Origin of the sequence: Pseudarthrobacter sulfonivorans, assembly GCF_001484605.1 — a bacterium.
Taxonomy (GTDB): domain Bacteria; phylum Actinomycetota; class Actinomycetes; order Actinomycetales; family Micrococcaceae; genus Arthrobacter; species Arthrobacter sulfonivorans_A.
The window spans coordinates 1,865,811-1,888,462 of the sequence record NZ_CP013747.1; the positions used below are offsets into that span (position 1 = coordinate 1,865,811).

21 protein-coding genes are annotated in these 22,652 nt (G+C 65.7%); 10 read left to right on the forward strand and 11 right to left on the reverse strand.

Going from position 1 to position 22,652, the window contains the following annotated elements:
• Positions 1 to 63 precede the first annotated feature (63 nt).
• Together AU252_RS08250 and AU252_RS08255 are read right to left on the reverse strand one after the other, a co-directional pair.
• Positions 64 to 813, reverse strand: coding sequence for a LamB/YcsF family protein (locus AU252_RS08250; RefSeq protein WP_058930297.1), 750 nt, complete (start codon positions 811 to 813; stop codon positions 64 to 66).
• Positions 803 to 1,606 carry a hypothetical protein gene (locus tag AU252_RS08255; RefSeq protein WP_058932832.1) on the reverse strand — a complete coding sequence of 268 codons (804 nt, stop codon included), beginning with the start codon at positions 1,604 to 1,606 and terminating at the stop codon, positions 803 to 805. Before AU252_RS08255 ends, AU252_RS08250 begins: the two co-directional genes overlap by 11 nt.
• 153 nt (positions 1,607 to 1,759) lie before the next feature.
• Here AU252_RS08255 and AU252_RS08260 point away from each other — a divergent pair, with 153 nt between their 5' ends.
• Positions 1,760 to 3,115, forward strand: a complete 1,356-nt coding sequence (locus tag AU252_RS08260; RefSeq protein WP_058930298.1) for an MFS transporter — start codon at positions 1,760 to 1,762, stop codon at positions 3,113 to 3,115.
• A 48-nt stretch (positions 3,116 to 3,163) separates the two neighbouring features.
• Here the strand turns inward: AU252_RS08260 and AU252_RS08265 are convergent, their stop codons facing one another.
• The 4 genes from AU252_RS08265 to AU252_RS08280 all read right to left on the reverse strand — a co-directional run bounded on the left by AU252_RS08265 (position 3,164) and on the right by AU252_RS08280 (position 8,100).
• Positions 3,164 to 5,506 (reverse strand): glycoside hydrolase family 65 protein, encoded by a 2,343-nt coding sequence (locus AU252_RS08265; RefSeq protein ID WP_058930299.1) that lies wholly within the window; start codon positions 5,504 to 5,506, stop codon positions 3,164 to 3,166.
• A gap of 81 nt (positions 5,507 to 5,587) precedes the next feature.
• Positions 5,588 to 6,391: an HAD family hydrolase gene (locus tag AU252_RS08270; protein WP_058930300.1), complete on the reverse strand. Its 804-nt coding sequence runs from the start codon at positions 6,389 to 6,391 to the stop codon at positions 5,588 to 5,590.
• A 533-nt stretch (positions 6,392 to 6,924) separates the two neighbouring features.
• A complete protein-coding gene (locus tag AU252_RS08275) occupies positions 6,925 to 7,542 on the reverse strand; it encodes an alpha/beta hydrolase (protein WP_058930301.1) in 618 nt (205 codons plus the stop codon).
• Between the two features lie 90 nt (positions 7,543 to 7,632).
• A complete protein-coding gene (locus AU252_RS08280) occupies positions 7,633 to 8,100 on the reverse strand; it encodes a MarR family transcriptional regulator (protein WP_058930302.1) in 468 nt (155 codons plus the stop codon).
• A gap of 108 nt (positions 8,101 to 8,208) precedes the next feature.
• On the opposite strand from AU252_RS08280, the gene AU252_RS08285 reads away from it, so the two are divergent.
• From AU252_RS08285 to AU252_RS08310, 6 genes are all read left to right on the forward strand, one after another.
• Positions 8,209 to 9,480 (forward strand): FAD-dependent oxidoreductase, encoded by a 1,272-nt coding sequence (locus AU252_RS08285; RefSeq protein WP_058930303.1) that lies wholly within the window; start codon positions 8,209 to 8,211, stop codon positions 9,478 to 9,480.
• A 96-nt stretch (positions 9,481 to 9,576) separates the two neighbouring features.
• Positions 9,577 to 9,834 carry a DUF6458 family protein gene (locus tag AU252_RS08290; RefSeq protein WP_056348963.1) on the forward strand — a complete coding sequence of 86 codons (258 nt, stop codon included), beginning with the start codon at positions 9,577 to 9,579 and terminating at the stop codon, positions 9,832 to 9,834.
• A gap of 227 nt (positions 9,835 to 10,061) precedes the next feature.
• On the forward strand, positions 10,062 to 10,865 hold the full coding sequence (locus tag AU252_RS08295) for a DeoR/GlpR family DNA-binding transcription regulator (protein ID WP_058930304.1): 804 nt from the start codon (positions 10,062 to 10,064) through the stop codon (positions 10,863 to 10,865).
• Complete coding sequence (locus AU252_RS08300) at positions 10,862 to 11,857, forward strand: 1-phosphofructokinase family hexose kinase (RefSeq protein ID WP_058930305.1); 996 nt, start codon at positions 10,862 to 10,864, stop codon at positions 11,855 to 11,857. The genes AU252_RS08295 and AU252_RS08300 overlap by 4 nt, the downstream gene beginning before the upstream one ends.
• A gap of 2 nt (positions 11,858 to 11,859) precedes the next feature.
• The gene (locus tag AU252_RS08305; protein ID WP_058930306.1) at positions 11,860 to 13,887 is read left to right on the forward strand and encodes a PTS fructose transporter subunit IIABC; all 2,028 of its coding nucleotides are present in this window, start codon (positions 11,860 to 11,862) and stop codon (positions 13,885 to 13,887) included.
• 66 nt (positions 13,888 to 13,953) lie between these two features.
• Complete coding sequence (locus AU252_RS08310) at positions 13,954 to 14,232, forward strand: HPr family phosphocarrier protein (protein ID WP_058930307.1); 279 nt, start codon at positions 13,954 to 13,956, stop codon at positions 14,230 to 14,232.
• A 72-nt stretch (positions 14,233 to 14,304) separates the two neighbouring features.
• On the opposite strand, the gene AU252_RS08315 is transcribed toward AU252_RS08310, so the two are convergent.
• Together AU252_RS08315 and AU252_RS08320 are read right to left on the reverse strand one after the other, a co-directional pair.
• Entirely contained in the window at positions 14,305 to 14,736 is a 432-nt protein-coding gene (locus AU252_RS08315) for an SRPBCC domain-containing protein (protein ID WP_099093378.1), read from the reverse strand.
• Entirely contained in the window at positions 14,736 to 15,581 is an 846-nt protein-coding gene (locus AU252_RS08320) for a class I SAM-dependent methyltransferase (protein ID WP_058930309.1), read from the reverse strand. Before AU252_RS08320 ends, AU252_RS08315 begins: the two co-directional genes overlap by 1 nt.
• A 260-nt stretch (positions 15,582 to 15,841) precedes the next feature.
• Here AU252_RS08320 and AU252_RS08325 point away from each other — a divergent pair, with 260 nt between their 5' ends.
• Positions 15,842 to 16,108 carry a DUF7218 family protein gene (locus AU252_RS08325; RefSeq protein WP_058932833.1) on the forward strand — a complete coding sequence of 89 codons (267 nt, stop codon included), beginning with the start codon at positions 15,842 to 15,844 and terminating at the stop codon, positions 16,106 to 16,108.
• A gap of 72 nt (positions 16,109 to 16,180) precedes the next feature.
• Here AU252_RS08325 and AU252_RS08330 read toward each other — a convergent pair whose 3' ends face one another.
• Positions 16,181 to 17,215, reverse strand: a complete 1,035-nt coding sequence (locus tag AU252_RS08330; protein ID WP_058930310.1) for a Ku protein — start codon at positions 17,213 to 17,215, stop codon at positions 16,181 to 16,183.
• A gap of 40 nt (positions 17,216 to 17,255) precedes the next feature.
• On the opposite strand from AU252_RS08330, the gene AU252_RS08335 reads away from it, so the two are divergent.
• Entirely contained in the window at positions 17,256 to 19,781 is a 2,526-nt protein-coding gene (locus tag AU252_RS08335) for an ATP-dependent DNA ligase (RefSeq protein ID WP_058930311.1), read from the forward strand.
• Positions 19,782 to 19,907: 126 nt separating this feature from the next.
• Here AU252_RS08335 and AU252_RS08340 read toward each other — a convergent pair whose 3' ends face one another.
• Together AU252_RS08340 and AU252_RS08345 are read right to left on the reverse strand one after the other, a co-directional pair.
• Positions 19,908 to 20,168: a hypothetical protein gene (locus AU252_RS08340; RefSeq protein ID WP_058930312.1), complete on the reverse strand. Its 261-nt coding sequence runs from the start codon at positions 20,166 to 20,168 to the stop codon at positions 19,908 to 19,910.
• A 71-nt stretch (positions 20,169 to 20,239) separates the two neighbouring features.
• A complete protein-coding gene (locus AU252_RS08345) occupies positions 20,240 to 20,452 on the reverse strand; it encodes a hypothetical protein (RefSeq protein ID WP_056347939.1) in 213 nt (70 codons plus the stop codon).
• A 491-nt stretch (positions 20,453 to 20,943) separates the two neighbouring features.
• Here AU252_RS08345 and AU252_RS08350 point away from each other — a divergent pair, with 491 nt between their 5' ends.
• Positions 20,944 to 22,542, forward strand: a complete 1,599-nt coding sequence (locus AU252_RS08350) for an MFS transporter (RefSeq protein WP_058930313.1) — start codon at positions 20,944 to 20,946, stop codon at positions 22,540 to 22,542.
• Positions 22,543 to 22,652 lie beyond the last annotated feature (110 nt).

The window sequence follows — 22,652 nt, forward strand, 5'->3', positions numbered from 1 at the left end:
ACTTAACGCCCGATAAACGGCCCCGCATGGGCAATAAGTGACCCCGCGTTGCAGTAGGCGGGGCTACGCGAAGGACTCCAGCTGCACGCCGGCCGCTTCGAGCCCGGCGCGAACACCGGCGGCCATTTCCACGGCCCCGGGGGCGTCGCCATGGATGCACAGGGAGTCGGGCCGGACCTGAACCACCGTTCCGTCCACGGCCACCACTTCGCCCTTCGTCGCCAGGCGCACGGCCCGCTCAACGATCGAGTCGACGTCGTGCAGGACAGCCCCAGCCTGGGAGCGCGGCACCAACGTCCCGTCCGCCTGGTAGGCGCGGTCCACAAAAGCCTCAACAAACACCGGGTGGCCGGCTTCCTTGGCCTGGATCAGCAGCTGTGAGCCCGGCAGGCCGAGGATCGGCAGGCCGGGGTCGTAGGCCTGGATGGCGGCAACTACGGCGGACGCCTGCTCGGCGTCGTGGACCAGGCGGTTGTACAGGGCGCCATGGGGTTTGACGTAGTCAACGGAGGCCCCGACGGCGTGCGCCACGCCGTCGAGCGCGCCCAGCTGGTACAGGACATCGCCGAACAGCTCATCGAACGACATGTCCAGTGACCGGCGGCCGAAGCCGGCCAGGTCCCGGTACCCCACGTGCGCACCAACGGTGACGTCGAGCTCGAAGGCGGCGCGGCAGCTGTCCAGCATGGTGACCGGATCCCCCGCGTGGAAGCCGCAGGCGACGTTCGCGCTGGTCACCAGCCGGAACATGGCGGCGTCGTCCCCCATGTTCCACGAGCCGAACGATTCGCCGAGGTCAGCGTTAAGATCCAAGGTTGTTGCCTTCCAGAGTAAGTTTTTCCGGTTCCGCCGCCACGGCCTTGAGCTCCCCCGGGATGGTGTCCGGCATGGGGCCAAAGGCTTCCTTGGCGTTCGCCACCACGGCGCGGCCCATTATGAGGTTACCGGCACCGCCCACCACCGCGCCGATACCGAACGGAAGCGCCCGGCCAAGCAGCGCCGTGCCTTGTCGTTTGAGCAAGTTTTTGAGGAAGGCCTTCTGGATCTTGTTCCGAATGGCGCCGAAGCCCGATGGCATGGACTTGGTCAGCACGTTGCCCCATGCCTGGGTGGCGCTCGCTCCCTTGCCCATGGCCTGGCCGCTCAGCGTTCCCAGCAGTGAAGTCCCCTCCTCGCCCAGCATGATGGCCATGACCATGGTGCTGGCCTTTTCCGGGTTGGTCAGCCGGATGCCATGAAGTTCCGCCAGCGACGTGGCAAAAAGTGCCGTGGCCTCGAGGAAGCCAACGGTAGCCACGGCGGAGAGGCCCAGGGAGGCCACAGTTCCGACGCCGGGCACAACGGCGGTTGCCCCGACGATGGCACCGCCGCCGGTCACCGCCCGCAGGTAGTCGCGTTCCAGGATCTCCGCGAGCCTGGCGGCGCTGGCGCGCGGGTGTTTGCGTTGCAGCCGCCGGACGTAGGCGAGCACCAGCGGCCGCTGGATTTCGACTGCCCGGAGGAGCATGTTGTGGACTCCGGGTTTCGGCTTGCCGTCGGCGTCGAACACCGCGTTGTGGGCGGTCTCCTGAGCGATGCGTACTGCGGGATTGCTGCGCTTGGCCATGGTCACCTCTGCTTCTGTGCTGCTTGTCTCCGCCGGCAGTTTTGGCTGCGGCCCTGCCTTAACACTAAGGGTGCTTAAGAATAAGCGGTCCCGGCGCCCACCGGACCACGTCGTTGAGTTCCGCCAAAAACCAGCCCCGCCTAGACTTGCCCTATGCCCACACTCCAAGCCCTGCGGCCCTTTGCGCACCGCGAGTACCGGGTCCTCATAGCGGCGCTGGCCATCTCCATTTTCGGATCCGGAATGTGGGCTGTCGCCATGGTCTACCAGGTGATCCACCTCGGCGGCGGCCCGCTGGAACTGTCCCTGGTGGCCACTGCCGGCAGCATCGGCCTGGTGGCCTTCGTCCTCGCGGGCGGGATCGCCGCTGACCGCGTGCCGCAGCGGCTCCTGATCATTGCCGTTGAAGGCGCCAACCTCGCCGTTATCGCGGCGATCAGCGGGCTGGCCATGGCAGGATGGCTGCAGCTGTGGCATCTCGCCGTGGGCAGCTTTGTGCTGGGCGTGGGCGCCGCGTTCTTCTTCCCTGCCTACTCCGCGATCCTGCCGCGCATCCTGCCGCCCGAGGACCTGCTGGCCGCGAATGGCATGGAGGGGACCATGCGGCCCATCCTCCAGCAGGCGGCCGGACCCGCCGTCGCGGGCGTGGTGGTGGCGGCGCTCTCGCCGTCGCACGCCGTGACCGGAGTGGCCACCTGCCATCTGCTGGCGTTCATCGTCCTGAACTTCCTGGGGCGCCATGCCCTGGACGCGCCCCACAACGGGGCCGACGGCGGGGCTCACGGCAGGAGCGCCGCGGCCAAGGCGCACGCCGGGGCAGACGCCGGGGCAACGCGCCACGCGAAAACGTCCTTCTTCCACGACCTCCGCGAGGGCATCAGCTACACCATCCGCACACCGTGGCTGCTGTGGACCTTGCTGTGGGCCTGCGTTTCCGTGCTCTTCCTGATCGGCCCCATCGAAGTGCTGATGCCGTTTGTGGTCCGCGACCAGCTCGGCGGCGACTCGAGGATGTTCGGCTTCCTGCTGGCCGTGATGGGCGTGGGCGGGGCCGTCGGCTCCCTGGTGACCGCATCCCTGAAACTGCCGCGCCGCTACCTCACGGTCATGATGGTGTCCTGGGGTGCGGGCAGCCTGCCGCTCGCCGCCGTCGGCATTCTGGACAGCTTCTGGACCGTGGCCGCCGCAATGTTCGTCTGGGGCGCCACCGGCAGCGTGGGCATGGTCATCTGGGGCACCCTGCTGCAGCGACGGGTGCCCAGCCACCTGCTGGGACGCGTCTCCAGCCTGGACTTCTTTGTGTCCCTCGCGCTGATGCCCATCTCCATGGCACTTGCCGGACCGGCAGCCGCGGTCTTCCCCATCTGGGCAATTTTCCTTGCCGCCGGCGTCGTCTGCCCGGTCCTGGCGGTGATCGCCATGATCGCCGCCCGGATGCCCGCCGACGAACTGGCCCACCCGCTGGACAGGCAAGTTGAAGTGGAACGCACGACGGCGGCAGGAGACTGACGCGCCCCGTCACCTGAGGCGCGTAATCACCTCAGGCGCGCAGTCACCTCAGGCGCGAAACCCCACAATGGGGAGGCTCGCCGTCGGGGGCCCGCTGGGGAAGACAGTACGCTCCGGAACCTCAAAGGGATCCAGGGCAACCCGGACCGCTTCTTCACCAATGCTGTGCACCTGGCCGCGGACATCGACGTCCAGGGGTCCGCCGCTGCGGACGCTGAGCGTGAGTGCCCCGGCGTCGAGCTCCACCAGCAGGAGCCGGCCCTGGATCTTCAGGTGGAAGGACAGCGCCTCCCACTCGGCCGGAAGCCGCGGATCGAAGAACGGCAGGTGGCCCTGGTCCCGAAGCCCGGCAAAACCGGAGACCAGCGAGCTCCAGACTCCCCCGGCGGAGGCGATGTGCACGCCGTCGATCGTGTTGCCATGGGTGTCGTCCAGGTCGATGAAAACGGCGTTCGTGAAGTGCCCCAGGGCGGCCTCAGGGTGCCCCACCTCGGCAGCCATGATCCCCTGCACGCAGGCGGACAGGGTGGAATCGCCGGTGGTGATGGGGTCGTAAAAATCGAACGCGCGGCGCTTCTCCTCGGCAGAGAAATCCTGCCACTGCAGGAACATGGCCAGCACTGTGTCTGCCTGCTTCAGCACCTGGTGCCGGTAGATCACCAGCGGGTGGAAGTTCAGCAGCAGCGGGTACTTCGACCTGGGAGTGGTCCAGTCCCACGGCTCCAGGGTCATGAAGTCGTTGTCCTGCGAGTAGACCTGCAGGTCTTCGTCGAAGGGCAGGTGGATGCGTGCCGCGGCCTGCTCCCACAGCTCGCGTTCGGCGTCGTCGATCTCCGGGTGGTCCAGCGCCGCAGCGGCACGCAGGTTAAAGCGGGCCATCACGTTGGTGTAGAGGTTGTCATTGACAACCGCCGTGTACTCATCAGGGCCGGTAACGCCGTGGATGTGGAAGGCCCCGTCCTTGCCGAAGAAGCCCAAGGCGGCCCACATGCGGGCGGTTTCGATCAGGAGTTCGGCACCCATGCCCTCGCGGAAGGTTTCGTCGCCGCTGGCCCACAGGTAGCGGTGGGTGGCGAAGGCGATGGCCGCAGCGATGTGGAACTGCGCCGTGCCGGCGGCGTAATAAGCGCTGGCTTCCAGGCCGTTGATGGTGCGCCACGGGAACAGTGCGCCCTCCACGCTGAGCTCCTTGGCCCGGATCTTGGCGGCCGGCAGCATGTCGTGCCGGAACTCCAGGACCTGGCGGGCGCCGCCGGGGTTCGTGTAGGTGAGGTAGGGCAGGAGGTAGACCTCCTGGTCCCAGAAATAGTGCCCCTCATAGCCTGAGCCCGTGACGCCCTTGGCGGGGATGCCGGCGATGTCGGCCCGCGCGGTGGCCTGGGCCAGCTGGAACAGGTTCCAACGGATGGCCTGCTGGAGCTCGGGCTGGCCGCCCACCACGATGTCCGAGGTGTCCCAGTACGCGCGGTAATGCTCGCGGCTCTCGGTGAAGATGTCCTCCACAGACCGGAGCCCGGCTTCGGCGGCCTCCGCCGCGTCCCGATCCGAGTCCTGGACGCCGCGGCCGGCGGCATAGCTGACGCTCTTTTCGAGCCGGAACGGCTCGTCGGAGCGGACGGCAAGGACGTACCGGACGCTGCTGTCGTCTTCGCCTGCCACGGTCTCAAAGGGCTGGTGGCCGGCGGAAGTCCAGTGGTCCACGGCGATTCCCACGCGCTGCCCGGATTCCGCCGCTTCCCAGGAGAGACGGAGCGAGCCGTCGCCGCCGTCGGTCCTTACCGGCAGCAGGACCCGGCCTGCGTGCCGGCCTGCCCGGCGCGGGTCATGCGCCGAGTGGTCCTCCACAGGCTGGTCCTGGCGGTTGATGACGGAGGACGTCACGTCGGCGGAAACCTCGCGGTCCGAAGCTACTTCGAGCGAGATGCCCAGGCTGCCGCGCGAGGCGAAGCCCACGGCGCGGCGTTCTGTGGTGGTCACCGTGGCGCCGGACCGGCACAGCCAGGTGATCCGGCATTCGTAGATGCCGGTGGCGAAGTCGACGGAGCGGCGGTAGTCCAGCACGACTGATTCGGCGAGGGTGAGGCTCTCGCCGTCGATGATCACCGTGAAGTTGTTCGCATCCGGGATGTAGATGATCCGCTGCCCGGTCCGGGCAAAGCCGAATGCGTTCTCCGCATGCTTGATGTCCCAGATCTCGTGCAGGCCGTTGATGAAGCTGCCCGGAAGGTCTGCGTCCGAGGCCGCCCAGTGGGCACCGCGGATACCCAGGTGCCCGTTGCCCAGGGCAAAGAGCGTCTCAAGGGTGCCCGCGCTGCCCGGCTGGTGGCGTGTTTCCACAAGCTGCCAGGGGGTGTTGGGGAACCGTTCACGGTCCGCGGTGATAAGTGCCATGGTGTTGGGGTCCTTTGGCGTTGTGCGTTGCGGGGAAGTGCTTCGTGTCTGAGGCCGGGGAGCGTCAGGCGGCGATGGCTGTTAGAGCAGCTCGTCGAGGTCGTTGACCACGCTCGTGGCTCCGGCATCGAGCAGGGTCTGCCGGCCGGCGCCGCGGTCCACGCCGATCACCGAGTGGAACTGCCCCGCGTGTCCGGCCTGGACACCCGAGACGGCGTCCTCAACCACCACGCATTCTTCGCTGGGCAGGCCCAGCAGTTCCGCGGCGTACTGGTACGTGGCAGGACTCGGTTTGCCGGGCAGGCCCTGGGCCGCAGCAACCACACCGTCAACCACTATTTCGAAGTGCCCATTCAGGCCGGCGGCCTTCAGGACAGCCGGAGCGTTCCGGGATGAGGAGACGACGGCGACCTTGAGTCCGCGGTCCACGGCGGCTTCCAGGAATCGCACCGAGCCTTCAAACGGCTCGACGCCGGCGCTGACGATGTCGTTGAAAACCTTGTTCTTCCGGTTGCCCAGTCCCTGGACGGTAGCGTTGGCGGCGTCCTGCTGGGTGGCGTCCTGCTGGGTGGCGTCCTGCCCGGAGTCCTCGGTGGAACCCTGACCGGCGGTGCCGTCACTGGGCGCGCCTTCGGGGAGCACGATGCCGCGGGACGCCAGGAAGTCCCGGACGCCGTCGAACCTGGGCTTGCCGTCGATGTGATCGAAGTAATCGTCCTCGCGGTAGCCGGGCACATCCGGACGGGACGCCAGGAAGCCCTCGAAGAGTTCCTTCCACGCCTGTTCGTGGACAGTGGCCGTGGGGGTCAGCACGCCGTCGAGGTCGAACAGGATGGCGGAGGCAGTGGTCCAGCTGGTGCTTTGGGTTTTCAGAACGTCAGTCATGCGCGGTGTCCTTTCAGACGGCGGGCAACAGGCGGGATGTCACGGGCGGGATGTCACGGGGCGGTAAGTAATGGGGCTATGTAAGGGGGCTGTGCAAACAGGCGGAACGTGGAAGAGCTGGCAGAAAAGCGGCGGGCAGCAAGGAGGGGTCCAAGCAAGGAGCGGAGAGGGGCGGCCACGATGCCGCCGGGGTCAGCAGGGTCGGCTAAAGGCCACGGTAAAACCACGGCGGGCCGACGGGCTGCTGTTTAACGTCTTCTTCCATCATGAGTGCCTCGGCACGGCCTGACAACTTGGCGGAGCAGGCATCGCGGCGCAAGTCGGGCAGGAGGCTTGGATGGAGGCCTGGCACATGGCATCTGTCCGGCTGCCCTTTCCGACGGTTTCAACGGCCCGCAAAGAGCCGGTCACCGACGAGTGTAAGCGCTTACAAATTTCGCGCGCAACTGTTTTTTCTCATATGGCGATACGGGGCACACGCCCGGACGGGGCACAGAGCCCAGCCGATCACGCGCTTGAACCGATGACGCAGATCAGCCGAGCACGTAGTGGCGCAGGAACGCGCTGACGTCCACCATCTCCGTCTTGCTCATGGCGTGGCCCATGCCCGGATAGGTCCTGGCGGTCAACCGGGTGTTTTCGTTCAGCCATTGTCCGGTGTAGGCCGTGGCGTCCTCATTGATCACCAGGTCCGCCTTGTCCCGCCCCCAGAAGAAGGGCGGCGGGACCGTGAAGGATTCGGTCAAGGACAGCAGCTCGTTTTCCAGCACAAAACCGGAAAGCCCAACCGTGGCCCTGTAATCCGCGGGATGGAGCCGGAGCAGCGTGCTGGCCATGGCCATTCCCTGCGAGTAACCCAACAGACTCACGCTGCTGTGCTGGCCCCTGACAGAGTTAATCCACGCCTGGACCGTGTTGGTGGCAGCGATGACATCCGCGAAATCGTTGGCCAGGAAGTAGTCCAGCAGGAACCAGCCGTAGTGGTCGCCGATCACCATGGGTGCGCGCAGTGCAACACAAGTGAACTCGGCCGGCAGGTATTCAAACAGCCGCACCATCCGCGACTCATCGGTGCCGTAGCCATGCATCATGACCAGCAGCGGCGTGCCGTCCCGTTCGCTTTCCGGCTTGGACCACATAACTGTTTCCATCGGATCAGCGTAGCCAGTCCAGCGAGCCAGCGGCTCGCATCGACTCCTGCCGCGAATGTGCCGGAAAAGCCGCCCGCCCTGCTTGGCTCTCTATTCTGCCCGAGACCCGAGGCGCCCGGCCGCATCCTGCTGGACCGCAGCAGCCTTGGATGAGAAGTCGGCGATGGTCCGCAACTGCTCGTCGCTGTAGCCCTCCAGCAGGGCCGCCAGCCCGCCCATGAAATGAAGGAAATAGGGCGCCGCGGCAGAGGCCTGGTCCCCCACCAGTTCGATCAGCACCTTGCGCCTGTCCTCCTCATGCCGGACGCGCCGGGCCACACCCTTGGCCTCGAGCCGCTGCATCAGGCCGGTCACGGAGGCGGGGGCCAAGCCTGACCGCTCGCCGAACTCCCCCGCCGTCAGGGGGCCGAAGCGCATCAGAATGTCGATCGCCTTGCCCTCGGTGGCTGAGAGTCCCCGCAGTTCAGAGAGTTTCGTATGGAACATAACCGCCGCCGTCGACAGTTCCCGTCCTGACTCGTAGACCGCCTGAAGCAGGTCCTCACGCTGTGTCCGCATGCTCAGAGGCTAACAAACTATTTCGTACCACCGAAAGGATTGCCCTGGATCCCTTTTGCGAATATATTTCTTTTGGACGAACGAAATAAATTCAGAAGGAGAACAGCCATGTTGAACTGCCTCATCATCGGGTCCGGCGTCGCGGGGCTGGCGACGGCCCTGTCACTGCAAAAGGCGGGGCACACCCCCGTTGTCTTCGAAGCGTACGGCGGCCAATCAGACGGCGTCGGAGGCTTCCTTACTGTCGCCGTCAACGGCTTCGACGCCCTGGACACCCTGGGGCTGAAGCACGCCGCGGCAGGGCTGGGGTTCAGCACGCCGCGGATGTCCACGTACCTGGGCTCCACGGGACGCCACCTGATCGACTTCGAGTACGGTGGCGCCCTGCCGGACGGGACCACCGCCCGCACACTGACCCGTTCCGAGCTCTACGGCCTGCTCCGCACGGAGGCGACGCGTCGGGGCATCCGCATCCTGTACGGAAAGAGGCTCAGGTCCGTGACGGAAACCCCCGACGGCGTGACCGCAGCATTCGACGACGGCACCTCCGCCGAAGGCCACCTGCTGATCGGCGCGGACGGGCTGCGGTCCACCGTCCGGACGCTGATCGAACCCCAATCTCCCCCACCGCGCAGCATCCCGCTGCTCAATACGGGCGGCATCGTTCCGGCCGGAACGATGCCCGCCGGCATCGCGGACACATTGCCGGGGCAGATGAAAATGATCTTCGGCAAACGCTGCTTCTACTGCTACATGCAGGACCCGGACGGCCGGATCTGGTGGTTCGCCAATCCCTTACAGCGGGCCTCGGAGGATCCATCGAGGCTCGCTCCCGCGGCGCTGAAGGACTGGTTGGCAGGCCTGATGTCCGCCGACAGGACACCCATGGCGGCCATCGTCACCGCCACACCCGACATCATCAGGCCTTACTCCACCTTCGATTTCCCGAGCATCCCCAGATGGCACCAGGGCCGGATGGTCCTGGTTGGCGACGCCGCCCACGCCGCCTCGCCGTCGTCCGGACAGGGCGCCTCGATGGCCTTCGAGGACGCCGTCACCCTGGGCCGCGCATTGCAGGGCATCAGCCCCGAAACCCCCACCGCAGGCGTCATCGAGGCCGCATTCACACGCTACGAGGGCGAGCGCCGCGAACGCGCCGAGGCCGTGGTGGAGTGGGGCCGGCGCAACGCGGCGCCAAAGATCCGCGGGCAGTTCAAGCGCGTGTTCGAGGACCTGATCCTGAAATCCGTGTTCCGCTCGCTCTCCCGGAAGGCTGCGGAGAACTTCGACTGGGTCTACCGGCACCACATCGACTGGGGTGCCGGGCGCGGCTCGGGATTTGAAGCCAGCGTTCCGCCCAACACCGGACACATGATGTAGCCTGACGCTGGAAAGCATGCTTAGCAAGTGCGGCGCACAGAACACTGCCGCACACAGTACCGCCCTACACGATCAGCGGACAACAAGGAGCAAGTCATGAGAATCGGTTCCTCCATCTTCCTTATTGCACTCGGCGCCATCCTGGCCTGGGCCGTCGCCCCAGGACTGATCCCCTTCATAGACCAGGTCATGGTGGGCTACATCCTGATGGCTGTTGGCGTGATCGGGCTGATCGCCTCCCTCATCCTGGCCTCACCGGGCCGCAGTCGCCGGGTCAGCGAAACCCGTTCAGTGGTTGATCCCAACACCGGCGAGCGCATCACCCGCAACGAAAGCCGCGACGGCGGCATCTAGGCTCCACAACCACCCGGACGCCGGGCCGGACCACACAGGTCCGGCCCGGCTTTTCCGTCCTCCGGACCGTCTTACTCATAAGACCGGCCGGCAGACTTTGTTTCATGTGGGTTTCCATTGACAAACCAACATAAGCGAAGATAAAGTCAAGTAATTCAACATCATGTGATGCCAGTCACTGAAGTTCGCAGCCGCTGGGATTCAGCACTTTACGCAATGGAGGGTACGTGTTCGCCGAGGAGCGCCAGCAGAAGATTGCCGAGCTAGTCGCCGGCACCGGCCGGGTCAGTGTGACCATGCTGGCGGAGCGCTTCCGCATCACCACCGAAACCGTCCGCCGCGACCTCGCCACCCTCGAAACCACCGGCACCGTGCGCCGGGTCCACGGCGGAGCAGTGGCGGCCGACCGCTTCAGCACCACCGAGGAAAGCATCAACGAACGGACCATCCAGCGTCCGGACCAGAAGATGCGCATCGCGCAGGCGGCCCTGGCCCTGATCCCCCAGGCAACGTCCGGCAGCATCCTGCTCGACGCCGGTTCCACCACCGAAGCGCTGGCCGACCTCCTCTCCCGGCGCGCCGCCGTCGAGCCTTTCGCAGCGGAACCCCGGCCCGAACTGGTGGTCATCACGCACGCCGTTCCCATTGCAGCGAAGCTGTCCAGCGCTTCCGGCATCGCCCTGCAGATCCTCGGCGGCCGGGTGCGCGGCCTCACCCAGGCCGCCGTGGGGCAGTCAACAGTGGAGGCCGCGCAGCGGATGCGCCCGGACATCGCCTTCATCGGCACCAATGGCATCCACCCCACCTTTGGCCTCAGCACACCCGATCCTGAAGAAGCCGCCGTCAAGGCAGCCTTCGTCCATTCGGCACGCCGCATCGTGGTGCTGGCCGATTCCTCCAAGCTGGACGCAGAAACCCTGGTCCAGTTCGCCTCCCTGAAAGATCTGGACACCTTGATTACAGACAGCGAGCCCAACCCCGAACTGGCGGCAGCCCTGACCGAGGCCGGCGTCGACGTGGTGATCGCGTGATCGTCACCTTCACGGCCAACCCCAGCCTGGACCGCACGGTGGCCCTGCCCGGACCCCTGGAACGCGGCGAAGTCCAGCGCGCCGTCTCGGTCAGCCAGGAATCCGGCGGCAAGGGCGTCAATGTCTCCCGCGCCCTGGTTGCCTCCGGCCTGGAGACCATTGCGGTGCTCCCGGGCGCCGACGCTGATCCCGTGCTCGCCGGGCTGCGCCACGATGGCGTGCCGTTCGCGGCCCTCCCCATCGACGAGCCGCTGCGCACCAACGTGGCGCTCACCGAGCCGGGCGGCGTGACCACCAAGATCAACGAGCCCGGACCGGTGCTGAGCGAGGACCAGCAGGAAGCCCTGATCAAGCTACTCCTCGAGCGCGCCCGCGGCGCCAGCTGGGTGGTCCTGGCAGGTTCCCTGCCTCCCGGCTTCCCGGCCGACTTCTACGCCACTGTCACCCGGCGGTTACGGACTGCAGCCGACGGCGGCGCGCCGCTGATCGCCGTCGATTCGTCCGGCGCCCCGCTCGTCGCCGCCGTAGCTGATGCTTCGGCGGACGGTGTGTCCGGGACACCGGACCTCCTCAAACCCAACGCCGAGGAACTGGCGGAACTGGCTGCTGCAGCCGGGTTCGCCACGGCGTCCACCGCAGACGAACTGGAAGCGGATCCGGAGGCTGCCGCAGCGGCCGCCGCCGCCGTCGTGCGTTCCGGTGTGGGTGCTGTGCTGGCAACTCTCGGATCCAAGGGAGCTGTCCTGGTAACGGCCGACGGCGCGTGGCTGGCCACGCATCCGCCGGTCGCCGCGGTCAGTACTGTCGGCGCGGGCGATTCATCGCTGGCTGGCTATCTGCTCGCCCACGGCCAGGGCGCCGCCCCGGCCGATTGCCTCCGTCAGGCTGTGGCACATGGTGCCGCCGCCGCTTCGCTGCCGGGTTCCACTGTTCCGGCAGTCCACCAAACCACCCCGGAAGCCGTAACCATCACGGCCCTTCGAAAGGATTGACAGTGACTCAGCTCATCACCACCGAACTGGTCGAGCTCGACCAGAACCTGGGCACCTCGCCCGAGGACGTGATCCGGCACCTGGCCAGCAAAGTTGCTGCCACCGGCCGCGCGTCAGAAGTTGAAGGCCTCTTCGCCGACGCCTTCGCCCGCGAGCAGAAGACAGCGACCGGCATCCCGGGCGGCATTGCCATCCCGCACTGCCGCTCAGCCGCCGTCCTCGAACCCACGCTGGCCATGGCCCGCCTTAACCCCAAGGTGGACTTCGGCGCCAAGGACGGCCCGGCGGACCTGATCTTCTTCATCGCCGCCCCCGAAGGCGCGGACCAGGAGCACCTGAAGCTGCTGTCCAAGCTGGCCCGGTCCCTGATCAAAAAGGACTTCACTGCCGCGCTACGTGCGGCGTCTTCCCGCGAGGAAATCGTGGAACTCGTGGACGGCGCTTTGGCGGACAAGCCGGCAGCCCACGCGTCTGCTGCATCTGTCGATGCGACTGCAGCTGGCGCCGCTGCTGCCGCCAGTGGGTCTGCAGCCCGGCCGAAGCGCCTGGTGGCCGTAACCGCGTGCCCCACAGGCATCGCCCACACGTACATGGCGGCCGATTCACTGGTTGCCGCTGCCCAGGAAATGGGTGTGGACCTGCAGGTGGAAACCCAGGGTTCCTCCGGCGCCAAGCCGCTGGACCCGGCCGTCATTGCTGCCGCTGACGCCGTGATTTTCGCGGTGGACGTGGACGTCCGCGGCAAGGAGCGCTTTGCCGGCAAGCCCGTCATCAATGCGCCCGTCAAGCGCGGCATCGACGAGCCCGCCAAGATGGTCCAGGAGGCTCTCGCTGCCGCTGACAATCCGAATGCGCGCCGCGTCCCCCACTTCGGGGCGGAGGAACAGGCTGAGAACGAGGCCACCGAAAAGGGCGAGCACATCGGCCAGAAGCTGAAGAAAGCGTTGCTCACCGGTGTCAGCTACATGATTCCGTTTGTGGCCGGTGGCGGTCTGCTGATCGCCCTGGGCTTCCTGCTGGGCGGTTACGACATCACGGGCGTCGCTGACAAGGTGGTGGTGGAGAACAACTTCGGCAACCTGCCCGAGGGCGGACTCGCGATCTACCTCGGCGCGGTCATGTTCAAGATCGGTGCCCTGTCCATGGGCTTCCTAGTGCCCGCCCTGGCCGGCTACATCGCCTACGCGATTGCCGACCGTCCGGGCATTGCGCCCGGTTTTGTTGCCGGCGCCGTAGCGGGGTTCATGGGTGCAGGCTTCCTCGGCGGCATCGTCGGCGGCCTGCTGGCGGGCTACATGGCCCACTTGATCGGGACCTGGCAGGTTCCGCGGTGGCTCCGTGGCCTGATGCCTGTGGTGATCATCCCGCTGCTGGCCTCCATCTTTGCGTCCGGCCTGATGTTCCTGGTCCTCGGCGGTCCCATCGCCGGTCTTACGGCAGCGCTCAACGGCTGGCTCTCGGGCATGACCGGCGCCTCAGCCGTTGTCCTCGGAATCATCCTTGGCCTCATGATGTGCTTTGACCTCGGCGGCCCTGTCAACAAGGTTGCGTACGCGTTTGCTGTTGCCGGTCTGAGCGCCGGCAGCGCCACCAACCAGGCACCGTGGCAGATCATGGCGACCGTGATGGCTGCCGGCATGGTGCCGCCGCTGGCGATGGCCCTCGCCACCGTGCTCGACAAGAAGCTATTCAGCCTGGCCGAGCGTGAAAACGGCAAAGCAGCCTGGCTGCTGGGCGCGTCCTTCATCTCCGAAGGGGCCATCCCCTTCGCCGCGGCCGACCCGCTGCGCGTCATCCCCGCCAGCATGGTGGGCGGTGCCCTCACCGGCGCTCTCTGCATGGCCACCGGCGTCACCTCGCAGGCACCCCACGGCGGTATCTTCGTATTCTTCGCCATCGGCAACCTGGTGATGTTCGTCGTCGCCATCCTGGCCGGAACCGTGGTCAGCGCGCTGGCAGTCATCGCCCTCAAACGCTGGGCCGCCGCCAAGCCCGCTGCTACCGTGGAGTCCGTTCCCGCAACGGTCTGACCCGGCCTTACCAAACAACGATTCACGGCGCTGAACCTACTGGCGCCGAAAGAAAAAGGAGCAAGAATGTCAGAACGCACCGCAACCGTCGCCAGCCGAGTAGGCCTGCACGCCCGCCCCGCCGCCATCTTTGCGGAGGCCGCCGGCGAGTTCGACCTGGACATCACCATCGCCCGCGAAGGCGAGCCGGTCGATGAGGCAATGGACGCCGCGAGCATCCTGTCCCTCATGAGCCTGGGTGCCGCCCACGGCGACGTTGTGGTGCTCCGCGCCGAAGGTACCGGCGCGGATGACGCCCTGGCGCGTCTGGTCCAGATCCTGGAAACGGATCACGACGCCGAGTAAACACCTTGACGCCAGCGGCCGCCGTCGCGCCTGTCCCCTCTTTGGGGAAGGTACGACGGCGGCCGCTGGTTCTTAAGCGCGTTCGGCGATCTTCTTGACGTCCGCCACGAGCATGTCCCACATGCCCTTGGAGTGCTCCGCCGCGTCTTCGTTGGCGTTGTTGTCCTGCGAGAGCGTGAGCGTTGTTGCACCGTCCTGGTCCTCGAGGGTCCAGGTGAGCGTGTGGTAATTTTCCGGCTTGTCCTCTTCGCCGCCCAGCGGACTGAAGTGCGTGTGGACCAGCTTGCGGCCGGGATCTACCTCGAGGATCTTGCCCTTGTCTTCGTAGGGTTTGCCTTCCCACTCGCCGCGCCACGCGATGGGGCTACCCTCCGTCCAATCCGTCTCCAGGTCTGCGCCGAACATAAATTCCTTCACGGCGGCTGGATCGGTGATGACCTTCCAGACGCGGTCCGCCGGAGCATCAATGGTGATGGTGGATGTGGCTACGAGGTTCACGGGCACTACCGGGCCTCCTTGGCCGTCAAGAGCAGATATTCCCATTCCATTTGCCATACGGCATCACCGTGGGCCTCGCCAAACGAATCGGCCAGTTCGGTGAGGGCTTTGTCCAGGGCCTGTGCCTTGTCCTGGTCGTCGCCGATGAACTTGTAGACCGAGATGGTGGGACCGTAGTGGGACTTGAAGTACCGCAGGAAGTCCTCCGGCTGGTGGAAACTGCGGATGGCCAGCGTGCGCTTTTTCGCCTGGATATCGGTGATCCTGTCGCCGAAGAGTTCCCGCACGTGGTCTTCGCTGCCCCACAGCGGGGGCGGCTGGGCTCCGGGCGGGGGCGGCGGCGCGAACGGCTTCATGGTGGCAAACATCCTTCCGATGAACCCTTCGGGCGTCCAGTTGAGCAGGCCGATGGTGCCGCCGGGTTTGCACACCCGCACAATTTCGTCCGCGCCGGCCTGATGGTGCGGAGCGAACATCACGCCCAGGCAGGACGTGACCACGTCAAATGAATCGTCCTCGAACGGCAGCGCCTCGGCGTCACCTTCCACCCATTCAAGCCCGACGCCGCGATCGGCAGCCTGCCGGCGGCCGGCGTCGAACAACTCCGGCGTGAGGTCGCTGGCCACCACATGGGCACCCATCATGGCCGCAGGGATGGCCGCGTTGCCGGCACCGGCAGCCACGTCCAAAACGTGCTGCTTCGGCTTGATTCCGCAGGCATCAACCAGAATGGCCCCGAGATCCTGTACCAGCTCACTGGCCAGTGCAGGGTAGTCCCCCGAGGCCCACATGGCCCGGTGCTTTTGCTTCAATGCCCGGTCTGCCTCGTCTACGTCCGCTTTGTCATTCATGGTGGCACCCCTCTTCTTTGACAGGCTTTTTCCTTGACAGGTTTCGAGTGACAGCATGCTGTTGCACAGGGCTGCAATGCGACCCATTGTGGCCGCAGCGGGGCGGGCTGTAAAGCGTCTGGGGCTAGGGCTCGGCGCGGAAGCAAGCAAACTTAGGGTTTCCTTGTGTTTCCCCAACCCCGGAATTAGCGTGGAAGCCTGACCAGCCATTACGGCGCTACGGCATCCAGGATTTCCCGGTCCCGGTGAAGGAGGACGACATGCCCGGCAAAAAGAACCCGAGCCTGAAAGATCCTGAACTCTACGAGGAACTGCGCGAGGACGGCGCGTCCAAGCAGAAAGCCGCCCGTATCTCGAACGCGGCCGCCAAGAAAGGCCGCTCCGCGGTGGGCCGCAAGGGCGGGAAATCCGGCGACTACGACGACTGGACCGTCGCGCAACTCAAGGCCAAAGCCAAGGAAATAGGCCTCACCGGCTACTCAGCCAAAAAGAAGAGCGAGCTTATCTCCGCCCTGCGGAACTCCTAGGCGGCTGCCATCCCCACCAACACAGCGTGTTCGCGGCCTACGCATTCCAGGTCCGGTTTTGCGCGGACGGCCTCAAGCACCCTTTCGCGCCCGCGTGGTGGTGGCCTTCGCCGCAGGCTTCGCGGCGGCGGTTTTGGTTTCGGAGGACTTCGCAGCAGCCGTCTTGGCATTCGTTGTCCTCGTCCCCGCAGTCTTGGCACCGGCTTTGGCGGGAGTCTTCCCGCCGGAACTGTCGGCACTTTCTCCTGTGCCGGCGTCGTCCGCGTCCCCGGAGGCCGCGTCCTCAGCGTCCGCATCCTCAGAGGCGGCAGGCTTCCCGCCGCCGCGCTTCCGCTCCAGGCTGCGCTTCAGCGCCTCCATCAGGTCGATGACCTCGCCGTTGCCGCCCTCACCCGCTTCCGCGCCGAACGTTTCGTCGGTATCGAGCGAATCGCCCTTCTCCAGCTTGGCCTCGATGAGCTTCCGGAGCTGCATCTGGTAGTCATCGGTGAAGTGCTCGGGTTCGAAATCCGCGGCCATGGATTCCACGAGGGCGGCGGACATTTCGCGTTCCTGGGCGGAAATCCGGATGGACGTGTCCAGCGCAGGGAAGCTGGCCTCCCGGACCTCGTCGGGCCACAGCAGGGACTGCAGCACGAGCACCTCGTCCTTGATGCGCAGCGCCCCCAGCCGGGTCTTCTCGCGCAGGGCGAACTGGACGATGGCCACACGGTCCGTATCCTCGAGCGCCCGGCGCAGCAGGACGTAGGCCTTGGGCGACTTGGAATCCGGCTCGAGGTAGTAGCTCTTCTCGAACATCATCGGTTCCAGCTGCTCCGACGGGACAAACTGGACCACCTCGATCTCGTGGCTGTTCTCCGCCGGGATGGATTTGAGCTCATCCTTGGACAGGACCACCGTCCGGCCCTCGTCCTCAAACGCCTTGTCGATGTCCGAATAGTCGATGATTTTGCTGCACACCTCACAGCGTCGCTGGTACCGGATCCGGCCGCCGTCGGCGCTGTGGACCTGGTGGAGGCTGATGTCGTGGTCCTCGGTGGCGCTGTAGACCTTCACGGGCACGTTGACCAGGCCGAACGCGATGGCACCTTTCCAGATGGCTCTCATCCCTCAAGTGAACATCACCCGGGGCCGGAGGTGAAGACCCATGGCCGGGCCTAAAGAGCGCGTCAGGGTCGCGGGGCGGGAACTGACCCTCACCAACCTGGACAAAATCATCTACCCGGAGACCGGCACCACCAAGGCCGATGTCCTGGCCTATTACGCCGCCGTGGCCCATTTTCTGATTCCCGCCGCGGCCAACCGGCCCGCCACCCGCAAGCGTTGGGTCAACGGCGTGGGCACCGCCGGGCATCCCGGCGAGGTGTTTTTCCAGAAGAACCTGGAGGATTCAGCGCCGGGCTGGCTCCCCCGCGCCGCCATCACGCACAAGGACCGGACCATCTACTACCCGATGGTGAACGATCCCGCCACGCTCACCTGGTTCGGCCAGATCAATTCGCTGGAAATCCATGTCCCCCAGTGGCAGGTGGACTCCCACGGCAAGCAGCTGAACCCGGACCGCCTGGTCCTGGACCTCGATCCCGGCGACGGTGCCGGACTTGAGGAATGCGCCGAGGTTGCCCTTCTGGCTCGCGCCATCCTGCAGGACGTGGGCCTGGAACCGGTGCCGGTGACCAGCGGCAGCAAGGGCATCCACCTCTACGCGGGCCTGGATGGCACGCAGACCTCCGACCAGATCTCGGACTTTGCGCACGAACTGGCCCGGGCGCTGGAAGCGGACCACCCGGATCTTGCCGTGAGCGACATGAAAAAGACGCTGCGCAAAGGCAAGGTGCTGGTGGACTGGAGCCAGAACAGCGCCGCAAAGACCACCATCGTGCCGTACTCCCTGCGCGGCCGCCTCACGCCCACGGTGGCCGCCCCGCGGACCTGGCAGGAGATCGGGTCTCCCAAACTGCAGCACCTCGACTACACAGCTGTGCTGCGCCGGGTCAAGGCGGGCAAGGACCCGTTCGCCGCCGTCGCCAGCGGTGCCGGGCACCCTGGGGACGCCGGGAACCCCAGGGCGAAGACGGACGACGGCGGCGCGCACGCCCGACTGGAGCGGTACCGGTCGATGCGGGACCCTAACGCGACGCCTGAGCCGTTCTCCGGCGCCTCCGGAAATGGGGATACTTTCGTGATCCAGGAGCACCACGCGAGCAGGCTCCACTTCGACTTCCGGCTGGAGCACGAGGGGGTGCTGGTGTCGTGGGCCCTGCCGAAGGGCGTCCCGGAATCCGGCGGGAAGAACCACCTGGCGGTCCAGACCGAGGACCACCCCTTGGACTACGCCACGTTTGAGGGCACCATTCCCAAAGGCCAGTACGGCGCCGGCGAAGTCACTATCTGGGACCACGGCACGTATGAACTGGAGAAATGGATCAACGGCCGGGAGGTCATCGCCACGCTGACCGGCGCCGAGGGCGGCGGCCTGGGCGGCACCAAAAAGTTCGCCCTCATCCACACCGGCCGCGGGCAGGGCAGGGATTCCGAAGGACAATGGCTCATCCACCTGATGGACAAGGACCACCACACCTTTCATCCGCGGCGGGCTCCGGTGGAGGATGAACCGGCGGAGGGTGAGCCGGCGGCGGATTCGGCGGCGGACGCTTCCGGGGCTGAGCCTGCCGCGGACGTTTCCCCGGCCGCTGCCGCGCCTTCCCCACTGCGTGCTGAAGATTTCGGCCCCATGATGGCAACGTCCGGGTCCGCCGCCGACCTGCACGGCAGCGACTGGCAGTTCGAACTGAAGTGGGACGGCGTGCGTGGCCTGCTGGTCGCGGACGAAAAGAAAATCCGGATCTTCAGCCGAAACGGCATCGACGTCACCACAACCTACCCCGAACTGACGGACCGGACCTGCTGGCCGGCGGGCCCGTTCGTCGCCGACGGCGAGATTATCGCCGTCGGGCCTTCCGGCAAACCCGATTTCGGGCTGCTCCAGGGCCGCATGAAACTGACCCGGCCCGCCGACGTCGCCAAAGCCCGCGCAGCAATCCCTGTCCGGCTGATGCTTTTTGACCTGCTGTCCGACGGCGGAGAGGACCTTCGCCGGCTGCCTTTCGCGAAGCGGCGGCTGCGGCTGGAGGAGTTCCATCACCCGTCGGAGTGTCCCGTGGAGCTGTCCGCCGTCCTGGACGAGAGGATCGAGCACATCCTGGAGAGCGCGCAGGAGCTGGGGCTCGAGGGCGTGATGGCCAAGCGGACCGACAGCCGCTACGTCAGCGGGCAGCGGACCCGGACGTGGATCAAGATCAAGCTGGAACAGACCCAGGAAGTGGTGGTGGGCGGTTGGCGGCCAGGCAAGGGCGGGCGGCAAGGTTCGGTGGGTTCGTTGCTGGTGGGCATCCCCGACGGCAACAAGCTGCGGTACGTGGGCCGGGTGGGCAGCGGGTTCAGCATGCGCGAACTGGAGGAACTCCGCCAGAAGGTGGACGATCTGGCGCGCAAGACGTCACCGTTCGATGACGTTCCCCGCGAGGATGCCTCGGACGCCCATTGGGTGACGCCACGGCTGGTCGGCGAGGTGACCTTCGGCCAGTGGACCGGGAGCGGGAAGCTCAGGCATCCGGTTTGGCGGGGCTGGCGGCTGGACAAGACCGCTGACGAAGTGGTGCCGGAGGGCTGATGACGCTGCGTTGGCGACGCGCAAATTTTCCCGGGACACGCAAAAGGCCTGGCGACACCGAATTCGGGTGTCGCCAGGCCTTTTGCGTGTCGCCAGGTCAGATGCGCGTCGTCAGCGAGGGTGTTCCTAGGACGAGTGCGGCATCTGCGGGCGTCCGGTACGGTGCACGGCCGTCACTGCAGCTTCCTGGCCCACGCGGCCGTGGCCTGCACCCCGCTCTTTGGGGTGCCGGCGCTTGCCGTTTCCGTCCGGCCAGTGGCGTTCGCCAACCATCGCCGTAGTCACCGCAATGGTGGCCGGGTCCGGCATGGACGGGGTGTCCATGGCTGCCGCGAGATGGTCCGCGACCTCCGGTTCGATCTTTGTTCCAGCATGTTTTTCAGCCATTTTTTCTTCCTTCCGCAATGAAATGAAGTGGTTACCAATAGTAGGTCTGGCGTGCTGTCCTGGCGCTTGATTTACCAGCGGACCTTCTTCTCTGCCGGGCCCTGCTTGCCGCTGACATGCGTGGGCTTGTGGTTCTTGCCGACGCTCTGCAGCCCGGAGTCGCCGCCCCTGGATTTGCTGGCCAGCATGGCCCGCTGCGCTTCGGTCAGCCCGGCCCGGATGCCCTTGGCTTCGGCGTCGTCCTGCGCGGATTCGGGTTGGCTGGGAGTGTTGTTTTCAGTCATTTGGTGGAACCTTTCTGAGGAGAATCAGTGTGTCTGACGAGATCAGCATGGACGGGGCCGGTGGTACCAGGCCGCAGGCGTCCGCCTACTCAAAAATCAGTGTTCCCATGAATCAACAATAGGCAGTTTCAGGCTCGGTTGTGAACCCCCGGTTTCCGGCCTGTACATGGGGCCGGGTGGCGGCCGGAACTGGCGCCCGGATGGCCGTGGCGGCTGTCACTTTTCCGCGCGAATCAGGGGAAAAATGGCGCAAAAAAGGGGTCGTGAACAAAAAGATTCCGTAACGATGGGCCCGAACCGCCCGAATCCCAATGATGACGGGGCGAGAGCAGCCAAAAGAAATCCTTGAAAACCGGTGGAAACCCTCTCTAAGGAAGGCACTTTACGGTATAAAACTCTCATTTGCCATGGAAACCGCGTAAAATTGAAGGCCTGCCCAGAGCGGGGCAGCTACAAGTCGCAAGCAAATGACCTCCATAGGAGTCGCCCAAATGCCCACAGACCGAAGCACGACCGACTCTTCAGCAGGCGTGAACAACGCCAGCCGACCCAACAACGCAGCACCAAATAACGCACTCCCAAGTGCGCGTAAACCGAAGATCCTTGCACGCCGCAGGCTCAAAGAGTCCGACGTGAATGTTGTAAACCAGCCCATGCTGAAAAAAGCGCTCGGCGGAACCATCGTGGGTAACACCATGGAGTGGTTCGACGTCGGCGTATTCGGCTACCTGATCACCACCATGGGACCTGTCTTCCTTCCCGAGGCCGACAAGTCCGTCCAGACGCTGTTCCTGCTTGGAACGTTCGCTGCCACCTTCATTGCCCGTCCACTCGGCGGTGTTGTGTTCGGCTGGCTCGGTGACAAGATCGGGCGGCAAAAAGTACTCGCCGCAACACTGATGATTATGGCTGCCAGTACGTTCGCCGTCGGGCTGTTGCCCGGATACGCCCAGATCGGCATCTGGGCCGCTGCGCTGCTGGTAATCCTGAAGCTTGTACAGGGCTTCTCCACCGGCGGTGAATACGCAGGCGCCACCACGTTCGTGAGCGAATACGCCCCGGATAAGCGCCGTGGATTCTTTGCAAGCTTCCTGGACATGGGCAGCTACCTCGGCTTTGCCCTGGGTGCGGCGCTGGTTTCTGTCCTGCAGCTGACCCTTGGCCAGACAGCCATGGAGGAATGGGCCTGGCGCATACCCTTCCTCATTGCCGGCCCGCTGGGCCTCATCGCCATCTACTTCCGGAACAAGATCGAGGAATCCCCTCAGTTCCAGGCCACCCTGGATGCCCAGGAATCCATCGGGCAGGCCGCCGCAGCAGCTGACGTGGACGCCGCCAAGAGTCCGGTCGGAATCGTCAAGGCCTACTGGCGCTCGCTCATCGTGGCCATGATCCTTGTGGCCGCTGCCAACACCGCCGGGTACGCCTTGACGTCCTACATGCCGACGTACCTCACGGAGTCCAAGGGCTACGATCCCGTCCACGGCACACTGCTGACCATCCCCGTGCTGGTCATCATGGCCTTGTGCATCCCGCTGACGGGCAAGCTGTCCGACCGCATCGGCCGCCGGCCGGTCCTCTGGATCGGCGCCATCAGCACTGTGGTGCTGGCTACGCCGGCGTTCCTGCTGATCGGCGTCGGTGACGTCTGGTCCACGCTGGCAGGCCTCTCGCTGATCGCGTTCCCAGTGACGTTCTATGTTGCGAACCTCGCCTCGGCATTGCCCGCACAGTTCCCGACAGCCAACAGGTACAGCGCCATGGGTATCGCCTACAACTTCGCAGTTGCCATCTTCGGCGGCACCACGCCGTTCATCGTGGCCGCGCTGATCACGGCGACCGGCGATGACATGATGCCGGCCTACTACCTCATGGCGACCTCAGCCATCGGGGCTGTGGCCATCTACTTCCTGAAGGAATCAGCCAAGCGTCCGCTGCCCGGCTCCATGCCCAGCGTGGACACCCAGGCAGAGGCCAAGGAACTCGTGGCCACCCAGGACGAGAACCCGCTGATCGACCTGGCCGACATGCCGTTCGAATCCCAGGACGTCACCGATGCCGCGGCTTCCAAAGTTCCGGCCGGAGTCTAAGCAACGCATCGGAACAACAAACCGGCCTGACCGGGCCGTCTTGTAGCCCGCGCTCAAAGGCCCGTCCCGCGCGCTTTCCTTGGGGGAAGCACGCAGGGCGGGCCTTAGCC

Coding starts and splice junctions, on each gene's coding strand:
- AU252_RS08275 (WP_058930301.1), bottom strand. CDS start 7,542: ATGGAAACAGTTATGTGGTCCAAGCCGGAAAGCGAACGGGACGGCACG.
- AU252_RS08310 (WP_058930307.1), top strand. CDS start 13,954: ATGTCAGAACGCACCGCAACCGTCGCCAGCCGAGTAGGCCTGCACGCC.
- AU252_RS08330 (WP_058930310.1), bottom strand. CDS start 17,215: ATGAGAGCCATCTGGAAAGGTGCCATCGCGTTCGGCCTGGTCAACGTG.
- AU252_RS08335 (WP_058930311.1), top strand. CDS start 17,256: ATGGCCGGGCCTAAAGAGCGCGTCAGGGTCGCGGGGCGGGAACTGACC.
- AU252_RS08265 (WP_058930299.1), bottom strand. CDS start 5,506: ATGGCACTTATCACCGCGGACCGTGAACGGTTCCCCAACACCCCCTGG.
- AU252_RS08345 (WP_056347939.1), bottom strand. CDS start 20,452: ATGACTGAAAACAACACTCCCAGCCAACCCGAATCCGCGCAGGACGAC.
- AU252_RS08260 (WP_058930298.1), top strand. CDS start 1,760: ATGCCCACACTCCAAGCCCTGCGGCCCTTTGCGCACCGCGAGTACCGG.
- AU252_RS08285 (WP_058930303.1), top strand. CDS start 8,209: ATGTTGAACTGCCTCATCATCGGGTCCGGCGTCGCGGGGCTGGCGACG.
- AU252_RS08320 (WP_058930309.1), bottom strand. CDS start 15,581: ATGAATGACAAAGCGGACGTAGACGAGGCAGACCGGGCATTGAAGCAA.
- AU252_RS08270 (WP_058930300.1), bottom strand. CDS start 6,391: ATGACTGACGTTCTGAAAACCCAAAGCACCAGCTGGACCACTGCCTCC.
- AU252_RS08280 (WP_058930302.1), bottom strand. CDS start 8,100: ATGCGGACACAGCGTGAGGACCTGCTTCAGGCGGTCTACGAGTCAGGA.
- AU252_RS08325 (WP_058932833.1), top strand. CDS start 15,842: ATGCCCGGCAAAAAGAACCCGAGCCTGAAAGATCCTGAACTCTACGAG.
- AU252_RS08350 (WP_058930313.1), top strand. CDS start 20,944: ATGCCCACAGACCGAAGCACGACCGACTCTTCAGCAGGCGTGAACAAC.
- AU252_RS08340 (WP_058930312.1), bottom strand. CDS start 20,168: ATGGCTGAAAAACATGCTGGAACAAAGATCGAACCGGAGGTCGCGGAC.
- AU252_RS08255 (WP_058932832.1), bottom strand. CDS start 1,606: ATGGCCAAGCGCAGCAATCCCGCAGTACGCATCGCTCAGGAGACCGCC.
- AU252_RS08290 (WP_056348963.1), top strand. CDS start 9,577: ATGAGAATCGGTTCCTCCATCTTCCTTATTGCACTCGGCGCCATCCTG.